We start from the raw sequence: 17933 nt of genomic DNA on the forward strand, positions 1-17933 counted from the left end.
ACCATGGACCACAAGCTCTCTGCCGAACTGGAAGAACTGCGCCGCACGGTCGAACAGTTCGCGCACGACGTGGTGGCGCCGAAGATCGGCGACTTCTACGAGCGGCACGAGTTCCCGTACGAGATCGTCCGCGAGATGGGCCGCATGGGCCTGTTCGGGCTGCCGTTCCCCGAGGAGTACGGCGGCATGGGCGGTGACTACTTCGCGCTCGGCGTGGCCCTGGAGGAGCTGGCCCGGGTCGACTCCTCGGTGGCGATCACGCTGGAGGCGGGCGTCTCGCTGGGCGCGATGCCGATCCACCTGTTCGGCACCGAGGAGCAGAAGCGCGAGTGGCTGCCCCGCCTCTGCTCGGGCGAGATCCTGGGCGCGTTCGGCCTCACCGAGCCGGACGGCGGCAGCGACGCGGGCGCGACCCGCACCACGGCACGCCTGGACGAGGCGACGAACGAGTGGGTGATCAACGGCACCAAGTGCTTCATCACCAACTCCGGCACGGACGTCACCGGCCTCGTCACGGTCACCGCGGTCACCGGCCGCAAGCCCGACGGCAAACCCCTGATCTCCTCGATCATCGTCCCGTCGGGCACCCCGGGCTTCACGGTGGCCGCCCCGTACTCGAAGGTCGGCTGGAACGCCTCGGACACCCGTGAGCTGTCCTTCTCCGACGTCCGGGTCCCGGCCGCGAACCTGCTGGGCGAGCTGGGACGCGGCTACGCGCAGTTCCTGCGCATCCTGGACGAGGGCCGGGTCGCCATCGCCGCGCTGGGCACCGGGCTCGCGCAGGGCTGTGTGGACGAGTCGGTCGCCTACGCGAAGGAACGTCACGCCTTCGGCAAGCCGATCGGCGCCAACCAGGCCATCCAGTTCAAGATCGCCGACATGGAGATGAAGGCCCACACGTCCCGCCTGGCCTGGCGGGACGCGGCCTCGCGCCTGGTGGCGGGCGAGCCGTTCAAGAAGGAGGCGGCGCTGGCGAAGCTGTACTCCTCGACGGTCGCGGTGGACAACGCCCGGGACGCCACCCAGATCCACGGCGGCTACGGTTTCATGAACGAGTACCCGGTGGCCCGCATGTGGCGGGACGCGAAGATCCTGGAGATCGGCGAGGGCACCAGCGAGGTCCAGCGGATGCTGATCGCACGGGAGTTGGGGCTGGTGAGCTGAGGCTCGGACGCCGCGGGGGCGGGGTGCGCACGCCCCCGCCCCTGGACAGAACCTGAGGTTAGGCTAACCTACCTTCGAATTGTTCCGCAGGGCACGACGCTCCGCACCGTTCGAAGGCAGCCACCACCATGTCCAACGCCAGTGCCACCCACCCGACCCGCCGCGGAATCCTCGCCGCCGGCGGTGCCCTCGGCCTCGGCGCCGTGCTCGCGGCCTGCGGCGACGACGACGGCAAGAGCGGCGGCTCGGGCGACGGGTCGGGCGGCGCCGCCAAGTCCGGCCCCTGGTCCTTCAAGGACGACCGCGGCACGACCGTGAAGCTGGACGAGGTGCCGACGAACATCGTCGCCTTCACCGGCGTCGCCGCCGCCCTCTTCGACTACGGCGTCCAGGTCAAGGGCGTCTTCGGGCCCACCACCACCAAGGACGGCAAGCCCGACGTGCAGGCCGGCGACCTGGACGTGGACAAGGTCACCGTCCTCGGCAACGAGTGGGGCAAGCTCAACGTCGAGAAGTACGCCTCCCTCGCCCCGCAGGTGCTCATCACCACGACGTTCGACACCGCGGGCACCCTCTGGTCCGTCCCGGAGGAGTCGAAGGACAAGATCGCCAAGCTCGCCCCGAGCGTCGCGATCTCGGTCTTCGACCGCCAGCTCACCCAGCCGCTGCAGCGGATGTGGGAGCTGGCCGAGTCGCTCGGCGCGGACATGAAGGCCAAGAAGGTCACCGACGCCAAGGCGGCCTTCGACAAGGCCGCCGCCCGGCTGCGCGCCGCCGCCAAGGCGAAGCCGGAGATCCGGGTGCTGGCCGGCTCCGCGAGCCCCGACCTGTTCTACGTCTCCGGCACCAACCTCTCGGTGGACCTGGAGTACTTCAAGGCCCTCGGCGTGAACTTCGTCGAGCCCTCCGAGGCGGCCAAGAAGGCGACCGGTGGCTGGTTCGAGTCCCTGAGCTGGGAGAACGTCGACAAGTACCCGGCCGACGTCATCATCATGGACGACCGCGCCTCGACCATCCAGCCCGCGGACATCACCGAGGGCACCTGGAAGCAGCTCCCCGCGGTCAAGGCCGGCCAGGTCATCGCTCGCTCCCCCGAGCCGATCCTGTCCTACGACAAGTGCACGCCCCTGCTGGACAACCTGGCCGAGGCGATCGAGAACGCCAAGAAGGTCGGCTGACCTTCCCGCCGGTGCCCCCTCTGACTCCGGAGCACTCCATGACGACGGCCGTGGCCGCCCCGTTCCGTTTCTTCGCCCTCCAGGTCGTACGGACGAGGCGGCTCGGCCCGTCCCTGGCCCGGGTCACCTTCGCCGGGCCCGACCTGGCCGCCTTCCACTCCGACGGCCTCGACCAGTCGCTGTCGCTGTTCCTGCCGCACCCGGGGCAGGCGGAGCCCGCGGTCCCCGTCGAGCTGGGCGACGGCTGGTGGCAGGGGTGGCGTGAACTCCCGGACGACGTGCGGGCGGTGATGCGCTCGTACACGCTGCGGGCGCTGCGCCGCGACACCGACGGGCACACCGCCGAGATCGACGTCGACTTCGTGCTGCACGGCGTCGGCCCCGGCTCACCGGTCCAGGCGGGCCCCGCCGCCCGCTGGGCCGCCGACGCCGCCCCCGGCGACCGCGTGCTGCTGCTCGGCCCCGCGGTCGCCGACAACCGGGCGATCCGCTTCCGGCCGCCCAAGGACACCGACCTGGTGGTGATCTGGGGCGACGAGACCGCCGTACCGGCCGCCTGCGCGATCGTGGAGTCGCTGCCGGCCGGCACCCGCGCCCGGGTCTGGCTGAAGGTGCCGCACACCGACGACGTGCAGGACCTCGGCACGGCCGCGGACGCCGAGGTCACCTGGCTGGTCGGGGACGGCCCCGAGGCGGCCCTCGACGCCGTCCGAGAGGCCCGGCTCCCCACCGCCGAGCACCCCTACGTCTGGATCGCGGGCGAGTCCGGGTGCGTCAAGCGGCTGCGGCGGCACTTCGTGGGCGAGCGCGGCATCGACCGGCGCCGCGTCACCTTCGTCGGCTACTGGCGTCGCGGCCTGACGGAGGAACAACTCCGCGAGCAGGGCTGACGTCCGGCCCCGTGGGGCCACAGTGACAGCGGTCACCCACAGGCACGCGTTTGATCGGCTCGACTTAGGTTAGGCTCACCTAAGTTGAACCGAGGGCTCCGCCCTCCCCGCCCCTCTCGGACCGTCCCCACCGGAGGACCCCCACATGCGCTCGCACCTGCTCAACGACGCCACCGCGGAGGAGTACCGCCGCTCGGTGACCGAAGGAGTCGAGCGGGTGGCCGCCAAAATCGCCACCACCGACCGCCCGTTCACCGGCGTCACGGTCGACGCCCTCTCCCCCCGCATCGACGAGATCGACCTCGACGAGCCGCTGCACGACACGGCCGCGGTCCTCGACGAGCTGGAGGACGTCTACCTCCGCGACGCCGTCTACTTCCACCACCCCCGCTACCTCGCCCACCTCAACTGCCCGGTCGTCATACCGGCGCTGCTCGGCGAGGCGGTCCTGTCCGCCGTCAACTCCTCGCTGGACACCTGGGACCAGTCGGCCGGCGGCACCCTGATCGAGCGCAAGCTCATCGACTGGACCTGCGCCCGGATCGGCCTCGGCCCGGCGGCCGACGGCGTGTTCACCTCCGGCGGCACCCAGTCCAACCTCCAGGCGCTGCTGCTTGCCCGCGAGGAGGCGAAGGCCGAGGACTTCGCCTCCTTGCGGATCTTCGCCTCCGAGGTCAGCCACTTCAGCGTCAAGAAGTCCGCGAAACTGCTCGGCCTCGGCCCCGACGCCGTCGTGTCGGTCCCCGTCGACCACGACAAGCGCATGCAGACCGTCGCCCTCGCCCGCGAGCTGGAGCGCTGCGCGAAGGGCGGCCTGGTCCCCATGGCCGTCGTCGCCACCGGCGGCACCACCGACTTCGGCTCCATCGATCCGCTGCCCGAGATCGCCGGACTGTGCGAGCAGTACGGCGTGTGGCTGCACGTGGACGCGGCCTACGGCTGCGGACTGCTCGCCTCCCTGAAGTACCGGGACCGCATCGACGGCATCGAACGGGCCGACTCGGTCACCGTGGACTACCACAAGTCCTTCTTCCAGCCGGTGAGCTCCTCCGCCGTGCTGGTCCGGGACGCGGCCACCCTGCGCCACGCCACCTACCACGCGGACTACCTCAACCCGCGGCGCATGGTGCAGGAACGTATCCCCAACCAGGTGGACAAGTCCCTCCAGACCACCCGCCGCTTCGACGCGCTCAAGCTGTGGATGACGCTGCGCGTGATGGGCGCCGACGGCATCGGACAGCTCTTCGACGAGGTGTGCGACCTGGCCGCCGAGGGCTGGAAACTGCTCGCCGCCGACCCCCGCTTCGACGTGGTCGTCCGGCCCAGCCTCTCCACCCTGGTATTCCGCTACATCCCGGCGGCCGTCACCGACCCCGCCGAGATCGACCGCGCCAACCTCTACGCCCGCAAGGCCCTGTTCGCCTCCGGGGACGCCGTGGTCGCGGGCACCAAGGTGGCCGGACGCCACTACCTGAAGTTCACCCTGCTCAACCCCGAGACGACCACGGCCGACATGGCCGCCGTCCTCGACCTGATCGCCGGCCACGCCGAGCAGTACCTGGGAGACTCCCTTGACCGCGCTTCCTGAAGCCAGCGCCCCGTACGACTTCGTGGGGATCGGCCTCGGCCCCTTCAACCTCGGCCTGGCCTGCCTCACCGAGCCCATCGCCGAGCTGAACGGCGTCTTCCTGGAGTCCAAGCCGGACTTCGAGTGGCACGCCGGGATGTTCCTGGACGGCGCCCACCTCCAGACCCCGTTCATGTCGGACCTGGTCACGCTCGCCGACCCGACCTCGCCGTACTCCTTCCTCAACTACCTCAAGGAGCAGGGGCGGCTGTACTCCTTCTACATCCGGGAGAACTTCTACCCCCTGCGCGTCGAGTACGACCACTACTGCCGCTGGGCCGCGCACCAGCTGAGCAGCGTCCGCTTCTCCACCACGGTCACCGAGGTCACCTACGACGAGCGGGAGGAGCTGTACGCCGTCGCCACCACCTCCGGCGACACCTACCGCGCCCGCCGCCTCGTCCTCGGCACCGGCACCCCGCCGCACATCCCGGACGCCTGCCGGGGCCTGGCCGGCGACTTCCTGCACAACTCCCGGTACGTGCAGCAGCGGGCGGAGCTGGTGAAGAAGAAGTCGATCACGCTGGTCGGCAGCGGCCAGTCCGCCGCCGAGATCTACCAGGACCTGCTGAGCGAGATCGACGTCCACGGCTACCAGCTCAACTGGGTCACCCGCTCCCCGCGCTTCTTCCCCCTCGAATACACCAAGCTCACCCTGGAGATGACGTCCCCGGAGTACGTGGACTACTACCACGCGCTGCCCGAGGACACCCGCTACCGCCTCACGGCCGAGCAGAAGGGCCTCTTCAAGGGCATCGACGGCGACCTGATCAACGACATCTTCGACCTCCTCTACCGAAAGAGGCTCGCCGGCCCGGTCCCCACCCGCCTGCTCACCAACTCGGCGCTGACCGGGGCACGGTACGCGGACGGCACCTACACGCTCGGCTTCCGCCAGGAGGAGCAGGGCAAGGACTTCGAGATCGAGACCGAGGGCCTGGTCCTCGCCACCGGCTACAAGTACGCCGAGCCGGAGTTCCTGAAGCCCGTCCGCGACCGGCTGGTGTACGACTCCCACGGCAGCTTCGACGTCGGCCGCAACTACGCCGTCGACGTCACCGGACGAGGCGTCTTCCTGCAGAACGCCGGCGTCCACACGCACAGCATCACCAGCCCCGACCTGGGTATGGGCGCCTACCGCAACAGCTGCATCATCCGGGAGCTGCTCGGCACCGAGTACTACCCGGTCGAGAAGACCATCGCGTTCCAGGAGTTCTCCGTATGACCTTCACGTTCCGCCCCCTCGACCCGCTGAAGGACGCCGAGCTCCTGCACACCTGGGTCACCCACCCCAAGGCCGCCTTCTGGATGATGCAGGACGCGAAACTGGAGGAGGTCGAGCGCGCGTACATGGAGGTGGCCGCCGACGAGCACCACCACGCCCTGCTCGGCCTGAAGGACGGCGAGCCCGCCTTCCTGATGGAGAAGTACGACCCCGCCCACCGTGAACTGGCGGGCTTGTACGAGCCGCAGCCCGGGGACGTCGGCATGCACTTCCTCACGCCGCCGACGGACAAGCCGGTGCACGGCTTCACCCGCTCCGTCATCACCGCCGTCATGGCGCACCTCTTCGAGGACCCGGCGACCCGGCGGGTGGTCGTCGAACCCGACGTCCACAACAAGGCCGTCCACGCGCTGAACGAGGCCGTCGGCTTCGTGGCGGAGCGCGAGATCCAGAAGCCGGAGAAGAGGGCGCTGCTGAGCTTCTGCACCCGGGCACAGTTCCTCGCCGCGACGGGGGTGCCGGCATGAGCCTCGCCGACGCCGTCGCCCACCTGAGCCCGGAGCGCTGGGAGCGGGCCAACCGCCTCCTGGTCCGCAAGGCGCTGGCCGAGTTCGCCCACGAGCGGCTGATCACGCCGGATGCGACCACCGGGGACACGTACGCCGTCCGCTCCGACGACGGCAAGACCGAGTACCGCTTCACCGCCACCGTCCGCGCCCTGGACCACTGGCAGGTGGACGCCGCCTCGATCACCCGCCACCGAGACGGCGCGCAGCTCCCGCTCGCCGCGCTGGACTTCTTCATCGAGCTGAAGGAGTCGCTCGGCCTGAGCGACGAGATCCTCCCGGTCTACCTGGAGGAGATCTCCTCCACCCTCTCCGGCACCTGCTACAAGCTGACCAAGCCGCAGCTCACCTCCGCCGAGCTGGCCCGCGGCGACTTCCAGGCCGTCGAGACCGGCATGACCGAGGGCCACCCGTGCTTCGTCGCCAACAACGGGCGGCTCGGCTTCGGCATCCACGAGTACCTGTCGTACGCGCCCGAGACCGCGAGCCCGGTCCGGCTGGTGTGGCTGGCCGCGCACCGCTCGCGGGCCGCGTTCACCGCGGGCGTGGGCATCGAGTACGAGTCCTTCGTCCGGGACGAGCTGGGCGCGGCCACCGTCGACCGGTTCCACGGCGTGCTGCGCCAGCGCGGCCTGGACCCGGCCGACTACCTGCTCATCCCGGTGCACCCCTGGCAGTGGTGGAACAAGCTCACCGTCACCTTCGCCGCCGAGGTCGCCCGCGGGCACCTGGTGTGCCTGGGCGAGGGCGACGACGAGTACCTGGCCCAGCAGTCCATCCGCACCTTCTTCAACGCCTCGCACCCGGAGAAGCACTATGTGAAGACGGCCCTGTCCGTCCTCAACATGGGCTTCATGCGCGGGCTGTCGGCGGCGTACATGGAGGCCACCCCGGCCATCAACGACTGGCTCGCCCGGCTGATCGAGGGCGACCCGGTGCTGAAGGCGACGGGCCTGAGCATCATCCGGGAGCGGGCGGCCGTCGGCTACCGGCACCTGGAGTACGAGCAGGCCACCGACCGCTACTCGCCGTACCGCAAGATGCTGGCGGCGCTGTGGCGGGAGAGCCCGGTGCCGTCCCTCCAGGAGGGCGAGACGCTCGCCACCATGGCCTCCCTGGTCCACGTCGACCACGAGGGCGCCTCCTTCGCGGGCGCGCTGATCGAGCGTTCGGGGCTCACGCCCACCGAGTGGCTGCGGCACTACCTGCGGGCCTACTACGTCCCGCTGCTGCACAGCTTCTACGCCTACGACCTGGTGTACATGCCGCACGGCGAGAACGTGATCCTGGTCCTGGCGGACGGGGTGGTGCGGCGCGCGGTCTACAAGGACATCGCCGAGGAGATCGCGGTGATGGACCCGGACGCGGTGCTGCCGCCGGAGGTCGCCCGCATCGCGGTGGACGTGCCGGACGACAAGAAGCTGCTGTCGATCTTCACGGACGTCTTCGACTGCTTCTTCCGCTTCCTCGCCGCGAACCTCGCGGACGAGGGGATCCTGGAGGAGGACTCCTTCTGGCGGACGGTCGCCGAGGTCACCCGGGAGTACCAGGGATCGGTGCCGGAGCTGGCCGAGAAGTTCGAGCGGTACGACATGTTCGCGCCCGAGTTCGCGCTGTCCTGCCTCAACCGGCTCCAGCTGCGCGACAACCGGCAGATGGTGGACCTCGCCGACCCGTCCGGCGCGCTCCAGCTCGTCGGGAACCTGAAGAACCCCCTGGCAGGCCGGTAGCCACCGGCCCCGCGGACGGGCGGGCACCCCGGAGACGGTCCTTTGGGGTGCCCGCCGTGCCGTCGGTCAGGTCCAGGGCACCTGCGGCGAGCGGTAGTAGTCGATCCCCATCGCCTCCCAGCGCGGTGCCTGTTCGGCGAGCCGCACCTTGTAGGTGTCCCAGTCGTGCGTCGACGCCGGGGACCAGCCCAGCTCGGCGACGCCCGGCAGCCTCGGGAAGGCCATGAAGTCCAGCTGGTCCGGGTCGGACAGGGTCTCCGTCCACAGCGGGGCCTCGACCCCGCGCACCGCCTCGGCCGGGACGCCCGGCAGATAGGCCGCCGGGTCCCAGTCGTAGGACCGCTGCACCTCGACGTAGCCCGCCCAGGACAGGCCGAGCGGGGTGTCCTTGGTGTACTTCATGTCCAGGTACGTCCGGTCGGCCGGGGAGAGGATCAGCCCGGTGCCGTTCCTGGCGGCCTCGGCGACCTCGGCCTTCTCCGCCTCGCTGGTGCGGTCCAGGCCCCAGTACTGGACGAGCGCGCCCTCGACCGGCTCGGCGCCGGCCAGCTGGTGCCAGCCGATCACTGTCTTGCCGTACTTGCCGACGACCGGCTGCACCCGCTTCATGAACGTCACGAAGTCGGCCTTCGGCGTGGAGTGCGCCTCGTCGCCGCCGATGTGCAGGTAGCGGCCGGGGGTGAGCGCGGCGAGTTCGCCGAGGACGTCGTCCACGAAGTCGTAGGTGACGTCCTTGTCCACGCACAGCGAGCTGAATCCGACCTTGGTGCCGGTGTAGAGCGGGGGTGCCACGCCGTCGCAGTTCAGCTCGGCGTAGGAGGCGAGGGCGGCGTTGGTGTGGCCGGGCATGTCGATCTCGGGCACGACCTCCAGGTGGCGGGAGGCCGCGTAGCGGACGATCTCCTGGTAGTCCGCCTTGGTGTAGTAGCCGCCGGGGCCGCCGCCGACCTCGGTGGAGCCGCCGTAGGTGGCCAGGCGCGGCCAGGAGTCGATGGCGAGGCGCCAGCCCTGGTCGTCGCTGATGTGCAGGTGGAGCTTGTTGTACTTGTAGAGGGCGACGCGGTCGATGTAGCGCTTGACCTCGTCGACGCTGAAGAAGTGCCGGGAGACGTCGAGCATGACGCCGCGCCAGGCGTAGCGCGGGGTGTCCTCGATGGTGCCGCCCGCGACCAGCCAGGGGCCGGGCTGGACGGAGTCCTTCTCGACGGCGGCGGGCAGCAGCTGACGCAGGGTCTGGACGCCGTGGAAGAGCCCGGCGGCCCCGCGGGCGGTGATGGTGACGCCCGAGGGCCCGCTGTCGAGGCGGTAGCCCTCGTCGCCGTACGGGCCCTCGGCCAGGCGCAGTCGTATGCCGCCGTGGCCGTGGGAGGTGACGGGGAGCCGGTAGCCGGTGGCGGGCCGCAGGAGGTCCGCGAGGTAGTCGCCGACGCGGCGGGCCTCGCGCGAGTCGTCCACGCGGATGTGGGTGCCGCGGGTGATGCGGTACGGGGCGCCGCCGGGTTCGACCGAGGCCGGGGCCGGGATCACCCGGTCCAGGGGGGTCGGTTCGGCGGCCGTCTTGCGGACCGGGGCGGCGCCGGTGGTCATGGCGCCGACCCCCGCCACCAGCAGCAGCGATCCCAGCAGCCGGGTGATGCGGGGAGTCGTTCTGTGGTGCCGTCGACGAGGTCTCACGTGCGCTCCCTTCGCGAGGCGTGCAATCAGGGGTTCGGGTACGGGGGTTGGGGACGGGTACGACCCACTCTCCCGCACCATCACCGCCGCGGGCGGCGATGAAACAATCCCCGCATGGCGGAAATCATCCAGAAGGACGGAACGTGGGTCTTCGACGGCGACGCCCTGCGGCTGACACCCGGGCGGGACAAGAACGTCAGTCTGCTCCGCAGGGAACTGGGTGAACTGCTCGTGCCGCTTGCGGCGTTGGCGGGCATATCGTTCGAGCAGGGGAAGAAGTCGGGGCGGCTCAAGCTGCGGCTGCGGGACGGTGCCGACCCGTTGCTGCACGCGACGGGCGGCCGGCTGACCGAGCCGCACGACCCGTACCAGCTCCTGGTGGAGTCCGACCGGTACGGGGTGGCCGAGTACTTCGTGGAGGAGGTGCGCAACGCGCTGCTCCTCGACCAGGTGCCGTCCGGACCGGTGGACGCCTATCTGCTGCCCGGCCCCTCGGTACCGCTGTCGGTGTCGGCGGGGGACGGGATCGCGAGCTTCGACGGGGAGCGGGTGCGGCTGGAGTGGAAGTGGCAGGCGGAGGACGCCAAGTCGGCCGCGGGACCGCGCACCCTCCCCCTCGCCGACATCACCGCCGTTCAGTGGCAGCCGTCGGTCGGCCTGGAGAACGGCCACCTCCGGTTCACCGTGCGGGCGGCGCCGAGCAAGGTGCCGCCGAAGTACGACCCCAACGCCGTGGAGCTGTGGGGCTTCAAGAAGGACCCGCTGATGGCCCTGGTGGCCGCGGCCGTCCAGGCCCGCCTGCCGCACCCGGCCGCCCGCCCGGCCCCGGAGGACGCCCGCGCGGCGGAGGACTCGCCGGCCCCGGCTCCGGCCCCCGCGCCGGCCGCCGAGGACGACCACGACGCGCTGCTGCGCCGGCTGCGCGAGCTGGGCGAACTGCACCGTTCCGGGGTGCTGACGGACGAGGAGTTCGCCCTGGCGAAGCAGGCGGTGCTGAAGCGGATGTGACCGGCCGTCCGAGCCGGCGCCGCACGTCCCGCCGGCCCGGCGCCGCGCTCCCCGTCGGCCCGGCGCCGCGCTTCCCGCCAACCCGGCGCCGCCTACCGGGCCCGGCGTGCCACCGTGAAGTGGTCGACCGTCTCCCCGGTCTCCGCGATGCCCCGCACCTTCAGGGTCGCCAGCCGGCCCCGGGAGGCGGGCGTCACGTCCACGCGCAGGAAGGAGTAGTCGAGGTAGCGGACCCGGGACCAGGCGACGTCCTCGCTCTGCCGCCCGCCGTCGACGCACACGAAGGAGGACACCGACTCGACGTCCTTCTCGTGGCCCTGGTAGCTCTGCTCGGCGCTGAACGCGTACAGGCTCTTGCCGGCCGCGCCCGCCGTGACGTAGACGACGCCGTCGGACTCGGGGTGGGCGGTGCCGCCGATCGGCAGCTCCTTGGCGACCTCGCCGCCCTTGATGACGTCGGTGCGCTCGTAGACGTGGTTGTGCCCGTTGATCACCAGGTCGACGGTGTACTTCTCGAACAGCGGCACCCACTCGTCGCGGACGCCGCCCTCGGAGGCGTGCGCGGTGGAGGTGCAGTAGGCGCAGTGGTGGAAGAAGACGACGACGAAGTCGATGTCCCGGTCGGCCCGGTACTTCTTGAGCTGCCGCTCCAGCCAACGGGTCTGGGTGCCGCCGGAGATGCCCAGGTTCGCGGGGATCTCGAAGGAGATGTCGTTGGCGTCGAGGGAGATGACGGCGGTGTTGCCGTGCACGAAGGAGTAGACCCCGGGGAGGTGGTCGGCGTCGGGGCCGTTGTCGGGCAGTTGCCAGCGGGCCTGCTCGCCGCCGTAGCCGTTGGGCGAGTACCAGGCTTCCATGTCGTGGTTGCCGTACGCCACCATCCACGGGACCTGCTTGGCGACCGACTCGGTCTGGTACAGGAACTGGTCCCACACCCGTGAGTCGAAGCCGGTGTCGGAGGTCTTGCCCTGTCCGGCCGGGTCGCCGTAGGCGATGTCGCCGGCGTGCAGGTGGAAGGCCGGGTTCTGGGCCAGGATCAGGGCGTCGTTGGCGAGGCCGTGGTAGCTGACGCCCTGGTCACCGAAGGCGGTGAAGGTGAACGGCTCGGAGCGCGCGGGCGCGGTGGTGAAGGTGCCGAGGGTGCCCGCGAGGTGGGGCTCGGCCGGGTCGAAGCCGGCGTGGCCGACCCCGTAGTAGTAGGTGCGGCCGGGCTTGAGCCGGGTCAGCCTGGCGTGCAGGTAGTACTGCGTGTGGTCGCCGCTCGCGCCGACGCCGGCCGGGGTGTGCAGCGGGCGCGGCTCGGCGTCGATCTTGTGGGAGAGGTCCCAGGGGTGGGTGCCGATGCGGATGAAGGGCTTGGTCACCGCGACCGGGACCTGCCAGGAGACGGTCATCTCGGTCCGCGGGTCGTTGCCGTAGGCGAGGTGGCGGCCGAAGGGGGCGACCAGGGCGCCGTCGACCGTGTCGGTCCCGCCGGGCCGCCGGTTCGGGGTGGCGGCCCGGGCGGTGGCGCCCGGCACGAACACGCCACCCGCGACGGCGCCGAGCGTGACCGCGCCGCCCCTGATCATCGTGCGCCGGGAGAATCTGGCGCGCAGGTACTCGTGCTGCTCGGCCATGCTCATGCGGTCGGCCAGCGCTTCGGGAACGCCCATGCGAGGAATGTCCATGGCGTCTGAAACTCGTCTCCTCAGGCAACGAGATTCCGGACGCCAGATGGACAGGCCGCGAACAGCCCCTCATGAGAGTTTCAACAGTCATCTGCCCGAGATCGGGCAGGATTCTTGCGTAGCGACCTCCCTTACCCCAGGATCTACCGGGTGCACGACGAACTCGTTGATCATCTGACGCGGTCCACCCCGCTGAGCCGGGGCGAGGCGCTGCGCGTGGTCCAGGACGTGCTCGCCTACTTCGACGAGACGACCGAGGAGTACGTCCGTCGCCGCCACCGCGAGCTGCAGGCCCAGGGCCTGGTGAACGCGACGATCTTCGAGCGGATCGAGGCGGAACTGAAATACCGGGCGGTCGCACCCCCGGAGCTGTCGCTCCGTCAGCTGCGCCGCATCGTCTACGGCTGAGAGGCCGGCCACGGCCGAGAGGCCGAAGAGAGACACGAGGTTTACGGATACATGTGCGGAATCGTCGGATACATCGGCAAGCGTGACGTCGCACCCCTGCTCCTGGAGGGCCTGCAGCGCCTGGAGTACCGCGGCTACGACTCGGCGGGCATCGTCGTCACCTCCCCGAAGGCGGCCGGCCTCAGGATGGTCAAGGCCAAGGGCCGGGTGCGCGACCTGGAGGCCAGGGTCCCGGCGCGCTTCAAGGGCACCACCGGTATCGCCCACACCCGCTGGGCCACCCACGGCGCCCCCTCCGACGTGAACGCCCACCCGCACATGTCGGCCGACAACAAGGTCGCCGTCGTCCACAACGGCATCATCGACAACGCCGCCGACCTGCGCCGCAAGCTGGAGGCGGACGGCGTCGAGTTCCTCTCCGAGACCGACACCGAGGTCCTGGTCCACCTCATCGCCCGCTCCGAGGCGGAGAAGCTGGAGGACAAGGTCCGCGAGACCCTCCGCGTCATCGAGGGCACCTACGGCATCGCCGTGATGCACGCCGACTTCCCCGAGCGCATCGTCGTCGCCCGCAACGGCTCGCCGGTCGTCCTCGGCATCGGCGAGAAGGAGATGTTCGTCGCCTCGGACATCGCGGCGCTGGTCGCCCACACCCGGCAGATAGTCACGCTCGACGACGGCGAGATGGCCACCCTCAAGGCCGACGACTTCCGCACCTACACCACCGAGGGCACCCGCACCACGTCCGAGCCCACCACCGTGGAGTGGGAGGCCGCCTCCTACGACATGGGCGGCCACGACACCTACATGCACAAGGAGATCCACGAGCAGGCCGAGGCCGTGGACCGCGTGCTGCGCGGCCGGATCGACGACCGCTTCTCCACCGTGCACCTCGGCGGCCTCAACCTGGACGCCCGCGACGCCCGCGCCGTGCGCCGGGTGAAGATCCTGGGCTGCGGCACCTCGTACCACGCGGGCCAGATCGGCGCCCAGATGATCGAGGAGCTGGCCCGCATCCCCGCGGACGCCGAGCCCGCCTCCGAGTTCCGCTACCGCAACGCGGTCGTCGACCCCGACACCCTGTACATCGCCGTCTCCCAGTCCGGCGAGACGTACGACGTGCTGGCGGCCGTGCAGGAGCTGAAGCGCAAGGGCGCCCGCGTCCTCGGCATCGTCAACGTGGTCGGCTCGGCGATCGCCCGCGAGGCCGACGGCGGCATGTACGTGCACGCCGGCCCCGAGGTCTGCGTCGTGTCCACCAAGTGCTTCACCAACACCTGCGTCGCCTTCGCGCTGCTCGCCCTGCACCTGGGCCGCACCCGCGACCTCTCGGTGCGCGACGGCAAGCGGATCATCGAGGGCCTGCGCAAGCTGCCGGCGCAGATCGAGGAGATGCTGAAGCAGGAGGAGGAGATCAAGAAGCTCTCGGCGCAGTACGCCGAGGCCCGCTCGATGCTCTTCATCGGCCGGGTCCGCGGCTACCCGGTCGCCCGCGAGGCCTCGCTGAAGCTCAAGGAGGTCTCCTACATCCACGCCGAGGCCTACCCGGCCTCCGAGCTGAAGCACGGCCCGCTCGCCCTGATCGAGCCCGCCCTGCCGACGGTCGCGATCGTGCCGGACGACGATCTGCTGGAGAAGAACCGCGCGGCCATGGAGGAGATCAAGGCCCGCAGCGGCCAGATCCTCGCCGTCGCCCACCAGGAGCAGGAGAAGGCCGACCACACGATCGTCGTCCCGAAGAACGAGGACGAGCTGGACCCGATCCTGATGGGCATCCCGCTCCAGCTCCTCGCCTACCACACGGCCCTGGCGCTGGGCCGGGACATCGACAAGCCCCGCAACCTCGCCAAGTCGGTGACGGTGGAGTAGCCCAGCCCTTCGCGGCCCGGTCGTTCGCGGCCCGTCGGTGGATCGTCAGGGAATGACCACCACGGGCCGCTTCGCCCGTTTGGCGAGCCGGCCCGCGACGGAGCCGAAGAGGCGGCCGACCAGGCCGTGGCTGGAGCCGACGACGATGGCGTCCGCCTCGTACTCCCGCCCCACCTCCTCCAGTTCGTGGCAGATGTCGCCGCCGCGCTCGACCAGGATCCAGGGCACCTCGGCCAGGTAGTCCGCGCACGCCAGCTCCAGACCGAGCACCTCGGTGCGGTGGTCGGGCACGTCGACGAAGACCGGGGGTTCGCAGCCGGCCCACACCGTGGTGGGCAGCCGGTTGGCGACATGCACGATGACCAGGCCGGAGCCCAGCCTGGAGGCCATGCCGATGGCGTAGGCGAGGGCGCGCTCGCTGGAGGTGGAGCCGTCGAAGCCGACGACGACGCCGTGCTTGAAGGCTGGGTCGCACGACTGGCGTGGCTCGTCGGCCGCCAGGGGCTCGGCCGCCGTAGGTTCGGCGACGGGCCGCTTGCGGTCCGCGGGTTCGAAGAATTCGTGACCGGCCATGGCTGTCTCGGCGTTTTTATCCTCTATGGGGGACGACAGTGTGCGGCGGAGCTGTGTCCGGTGTGTGTGTCCGGGAATGGTCTTCCCAACCCCATACCCCCAAGGGTACGGCGGCACGCCTCCTTCGCCCAGATCCCGCGGAGGGCCCCCGCGGGATTCACCGGAGCATGCCCGAGAGGGCGCCCGTAACGCAATGGTTGCTGCTCTGTACAGGCGGTTTGCACAGGATTCAACTGTCCGTGACCGGTCGTGACCGACGCGCCGCGCGGGCGTTGATCTCCTTGCCGCCACCCCAGGGAGCACCCGTGCCAGGACCGCACCACCGCGCCGAACCGACGTCCGGCCCACCCGACCGGGACGGGGTCACCGATCTCGTCCGCTGGGCGGCCTTCAGTTGCTTCCTCGTCCCCGTCGCGCTCCTCTGGTACGGCGCCTCGTTCGCGGGCGCGGCCGGCACGGCCCTCGGCCTGGCCGCCGTCACCGGCGCGTGCCGTCTGCTGCTGCGACGATCCGAGCGCGTCGCGGCCCGGACGCGGGCCCGCAGGGGCGGGCGGCAGGCTCGCAGGAGCGGGCGCCACGCCGGGGAAAACACACCGGTCGACTGACCGGTTTCCGCGCACAGTTCCGCTTCTTTTCAGCCAACTTCCGCGGGTGGCGCATCTGCACCCCCCACCACCCCCGAACCCCCGTTCCACCTGCACGGAAAGGGTCTCGGGCCCCCTCCGCACCCTACGTGGATTGGCCACTGACACAAGGCGCACTTCCCAGGGGCGCCCCGGAGTGCAACGCTTCGTGATCGACTGCTTCACGCCAAGTTGCCATGTCGACAATGTCCCAAGTGCCGAACCAGCCACCTCGGCGCGGCGGGACACAGTAGATTCGATCTTGACCGTCTACGGCGGGGGACTCGTGCAGGACCGAGGGGAAACGTGTTGGAGCGACAGACCCGAAGGGTGAAGGGCGCCGCGACCACCGAGGGGGGCTTAGCAGTATGAGCCACGACTCCGCTGCCGCGCCGGAAGCCGCGGCCCGGAAGCTTTCCGGGCGACGCCGCAAGGAGATCGTCGCGGTGCTACTGTTCAGCGGCGGCCCCATCTTCGAGAGTTCCATACCGCTGTCGGTGTTCGGGATCGACCGCCAGGACGCCGGCGTGCCGCGCTACCGGCTGCTGGTGTGCGCCGGCGAGGAGGGCCCGCTGCGGACCACGGGGGGCCTGGAACTCACCGCGCCGCAGGGGCTGGAGGCGATCTCGCGCGCGGGCACCGTCGTCGTACCGGCCTGGCGGTCGATCACCTCGCCGCCGCCGGAGGAGGCGCTCGACGCACTGCGCCGGGCGCACGAGGAGGGTGCCCGCATAGTCGGTCTGTGCACGGGCGCCTTCGTCCTCGCGGCGGCCGGCCTGCTGGACGGCCGCCCCGCCACCACGCACTGGATGTACGCGCCGACGCTGGCCAAGCGCTACCCGTCGGTGCACGTCGATCCGCGCGAACTCTTCGTGGACGACGGCGACGTGCTGACGTCCGCGGGCACCGCCGCCGGGATCGACCTGTGCCTGCACATCGTGCGCACGGACCACGGCAACGAGGCGGCCGGTGCGCTGGCCCGCCGGCTGGTGGTCCCGCCGCGCCGCAGCGGCGGCCAGGAGCGCTACCTCGACAGGTCTTTACCGGAGGAGATCGGCGCCGACCCGCTCGCCGAGGTCGTCGCCTGGGCGCTGGAGCACCTCCACGAGCAGTTCGACGTGGAGACGCTGGCCGCGCGCGCCTACATGAGCCGCCGCACCTTCGACCGCAGGTTCCGCTCGCTGACCGGCAGCGCCCCGCTCCAGTGGCTGATCACCCAGCGGGTGCTCCAGGCGCAGCGCCTGCTGGAGACGTCGGACTACTCGGTGGACGAGGTCGCCGGCCGCTGCGGCTTCCGCTCGCCGGTGGCACTGCGCGGCCACTTCCGCCGCCAGCTGGGCTCGTCCCCGGCCGCCTACCGGGCGGCCTACCGGGCCCGCCGTCCCCAGGGCGACCGCCAGCCGGACCCGGACACCGCGGGCGCCTCCCGGCCCCTGCCCCCGTCCGACCCACCGGCCGCCCTCCCCCCGGAGAACGCGGTCCCGTTCCAGACCCGCCGCACGGCGACCCCCATGCCGGCGGGCGCGGCGAGCGTACCGGGGCAGCGCAGCGCACCGTGAGGTGAGACTCACAGGCGCCGGACGGGCCGACCAGCCCGCCCGGCGTCCCCCTCCGACGCCGGGCGGGACAACCCAGCCCGTCCGGCGCTCCCCTCCGACGCCGGGCGGGGCAATCCAGCCCGTCCGGCGTTTGAGGACGAGGCCCGTTCAGGGCCGAAGCGGGGGTTCG

Annotated in this window: 15 protein-coding genes; 12 read left to right on the plus strand and 3 right to left on the minus strand. The window is 70.9% G+C overall.

Features of this window, described 5'->3' with window-relative positions; all coding sequences use genetic code 11:
* Window positions 1-3: 3 nt before the first annotated feature.
* From K7854_RS02365 to desD, 7 genes are all read left to right on the plus strand, one after another.
* On the plus strand, window positions 4-1164 hold the full coding sequence (locus K7854_RS02365) for an acyl-CoA dehydrogenase family protein (protein ID WP_226024860.1): 1161 nt from the start codon (window positions 4-6) through the stop codon (window positions 1162-1164).
* Between the two features lie 128 nt (window positions 1165-1292).
* Window positions 1293-2342: a siderophore-binding protein DesE gene (gene desE, locus K7854_RS02370; protein WP_226024660.1), complete on the plus strand. Its 1050-nt coding sequence runs from the start codon at window positions 1293-1295 to the stop codon at window positions 2340-2342.
* 38 nt (window positions 2343-2380) lie between these two features.
* The gene (locus K7854_RS02375; protein WP_226024661.1) at window positions 2381-3232 is read left to right on the plus strand and encodes a siderophore-interacting protein; all 852 of its coding nucleotides are present in this window, start codon (window positions 2381-2383) and stop codon (window positions 3230-3232) included.
* A gap of 145 nt (window positions 3233-3377) precedes the next feature.
* Entirely contained in the window at window positions 3378-4820 is a 1443-nt protein-coding gene (gene desA / locus K7854_RS02380; RefSeq protein ID WP_226024662.1) for a lysine decarboxylase DesA, read from the plus strand.
* Complete coding sequence (locus tag K7854_RS02385; protein WP_226024663.1) at window positions 4804-6084, plus strand: lysine N(6)-hydroxylase/L-ornithine N(5)-oxygenase family protein; 1281 nt, start codon at window positions 4804-4806, stop codon at window positions 6082-6084. Before desA ends, K7854_RS02385 begins: the two co-directional genes overlap by 17 nt.
* Window positions 6081-6611 carry a GNAT family N-acetyltransferase gene (locus K7854_RS02390; protein WP_226024664.1) on the plus strand — a complete coding sequence of 177 codons (531 nt, stop codon included), beginning with the start codon at window positions 6081-6083 and terminating at the stop codon, window positions 6609-6611. Before K7854_RS02385 ends, K7854_RS02390 begins: the two co-directional genes overlap by 4 nt.
* Complete coding sequence (desD, locus tag K7854_RS02395) at window positions 6608-8380, plus strand: IucA/IucC family protein (protein WP_226024665.1); 1773 nt, start codon at window positions 6608-6610, stop codon at window positions 8378-8380. Before K7854_RS02390 ends, desD begins: the two co-directional genes overlap by 4 nt.
* Before the next feature lie 66 nt (window positions 8381-8446).
* Here the strand turns inward: desD and K7854_RS02400 are convergent, their stop codons facing one another.
* On the minus strand, window positions 8447-10054 hold the full coding sequence (locus tag K7854_RS02400; protein WP_226024666.1) for a beta-N-acetylhexosaminidase: 1608 nt from the start codon (window positions 10052-10054) through the stop codon (window positions 8447-8449).
* 114 nt (window positions 10055-10168) lie between these two features.
* On the opposite strand from K7854_RS02400, the gene K7854_RS02405 reads away from it, so the two are divergent.
* Window positions 10169-11062, plus strand: coding sequence for a DUF4429 domain-containing protein (locus K7854_RS02405; protein WP_226024667.1), 894 nt, complete (start codon window positions 10169-10171; stop codon window positions 11060-11062).
* Between the two features lie 92 nt (window positions 11063-11154).
* Here the strand turns inward: K7854_RS02405 and K7854_RS02410 are convergent, their stop codons facing one another.
* Complete coding sequence (locus tag K7854_RS02410) at window positions 11155-12717, minus strand: purple acid phosphatase family protein (protein WP_226024668.1); 1563 nt, start codon at window positions 12715-12717, stop codon at window positions 11155-11157.
* A gap of 165 nt (window positions 12718-12882) precedes the next feature.
* Between K7854_RS02410 and K7854_RS02415 the strand changes: the two genes are divergently transcribed.
* Both K7854_RS02415 and glmS read left to right on the plus strand, forming a co-directional pair.
* Complete coding sequence (locus tag K7854_RS02415) at window positions 12883-13140, plus strand: hypothetical protein (RefSeq protein WP_003976012.1); 258 nt, start codon at window positions 12883-12885, stop codon at window positions 13138-13140.
* Window positions 13141-13191: 51 nt separating this feature from the next.
* Window positions 13192-15009, plus strand: a complete 1818-nt coding sequence (gene glmS, locus K7854_RS02420) for a glutamine--fructose-6-phosphate transaminase (isomerizing) (protein ID WP_226024669.1) — start codon at window positions 13192-13194, stop codon at window positions 15007-15009.
* Between the two features lie 45 nt (window positions 15010-15054).
* Here glmS and K7854_RS02425 read toward each other — a convergent pair whose 3' ends face one another.
* Window positions 15055-15582, minus strand: coding sequence for a universal stress protein (locus K7854_RS02425; RefSeq protein ID WP_052838015.1), 528 nt, complete (start codon window positions 15580-15582; stop codon window positions 15055-15057).
* A gap of 305 nt (window positions 15583-15887) precedes the next feature.
* Here K7854_RS02425 and K7854_RS02430 point away from each other — a divergent pair, with 305 nt between their 5' ends.
* Together K7854_RS02430 and K7854_RS02435 are read left to right on the plus strand one after the other, a co-directional pair.
* A complete protein-coding gene (locus K7854_RS02430) occupies window positions 15888-16187 on the plus strand; it encodes a hypothetical protein (protein ID WP_226024670.1) in 300 nt (99 codons plus the stop codon).
* Between the two features lie 386 nt (window positions 16188-16573).
* Complete coding sequence (locus K7854_RS02435) at window positions 16574-17764, plus strand: helix-turn-helix domain-containing protein (protein WP_104632157.1); 1191 nt, start codon at window positions 16574-16576, stop codon at window positions 17762-17764.
* Window positions 17765-17933: the final 169 nt, after the last annotated feature.

The organism is Streptomyces hyderabadensis, assembly GCF_020404845.1.
In the GTDB taxonomy this organism is placed as follows: domain Bacteria; phylum Actinomycetota; class Actinomycetes; order Streptomycetales; family Streptomycetaceae; genus Streptomyces; species Streptomyces hyderabadensis.

Excerpts from the sequence above, each read along its gene's own strand:
- K7854_RS02365 (WP_226024860.1), top strand. The coding sequence starts at position 4 with ATGGACCACAAGCTCTCTGCCGAACTGGAAGAACTGCGCCGCACGGTC.
- desE (WP_226024660.1), top strand. The coding sequence starts at position 1,293 with ATGTCCAACGCCAGTGCCACCCACCCGACCCGCCGCGGAATCCTCGCC.
- K7854_RS02375 (WP_226024661.1), top strand. The coding sequence starts at position 2,381 with ATGACGACGGCCGTGGCCGCCCCGTTCCGTTTCTTCGCCCTCCAGGTC.
- desA (WP_226024662.1), top strand. The coding sequence starts at position 3,378 with ATGCGCTCGCACCTGCTCAACGACGCCACCGCGGAGGAGTACCGCCGC.
- K7854_RS02390 (WP_226024664.1), top strand. The coding sequence starts at position 6,081 with ATGACCTTCACGTTCCGCCCCCTCGACCCGCTGAAGGACGCCGAGCTC.
- desD (WP_226024665.1), top strand. The coding sequence starts at position 6,608 with ATGAGCCTCGCCGACGCCGTCGCCCACCTGAGCCCGGAGCGCTGGGAG.
- K7854_RS02405 (WP_226024667.1), top strand. The coding sequence starts at position 10,169 with ATGGCGGAAATCATCCAGAAGGACGGAACGTGGGTCTTCGACGGCGAC.
- K7854_RS02410 (WP_226024668.1), bottom strand. The coding sequence starts at position 12,717 with ATGGGCGTTCCCGAAGCGCTGGCCGACCGCATGAGCATGGCCGAGCAG.
- glmS (WP_226024669.1), top strand. The coding sequence starts at position 13,192 with ATGTGCGGAATCGTCGGATACATCGGCAAGCGTGACGTCGCACCCCTG.
- K7854_RS02425 (WP_052838015.1), bottom strand. The coding sequence starts at position 15,582 with ATGGCCGGTCACGAATTCTTCGAACCCGCGGACCGCAAGCGGCCCGTC.
- K7854_RS02435 (WP_104632157.1), top strand. The coding sequence starts at position 16,574 with ATGAGCCACGACTCCGCTGCCGCGCCGGAAGCCGCGGCCCGGAAGCTT.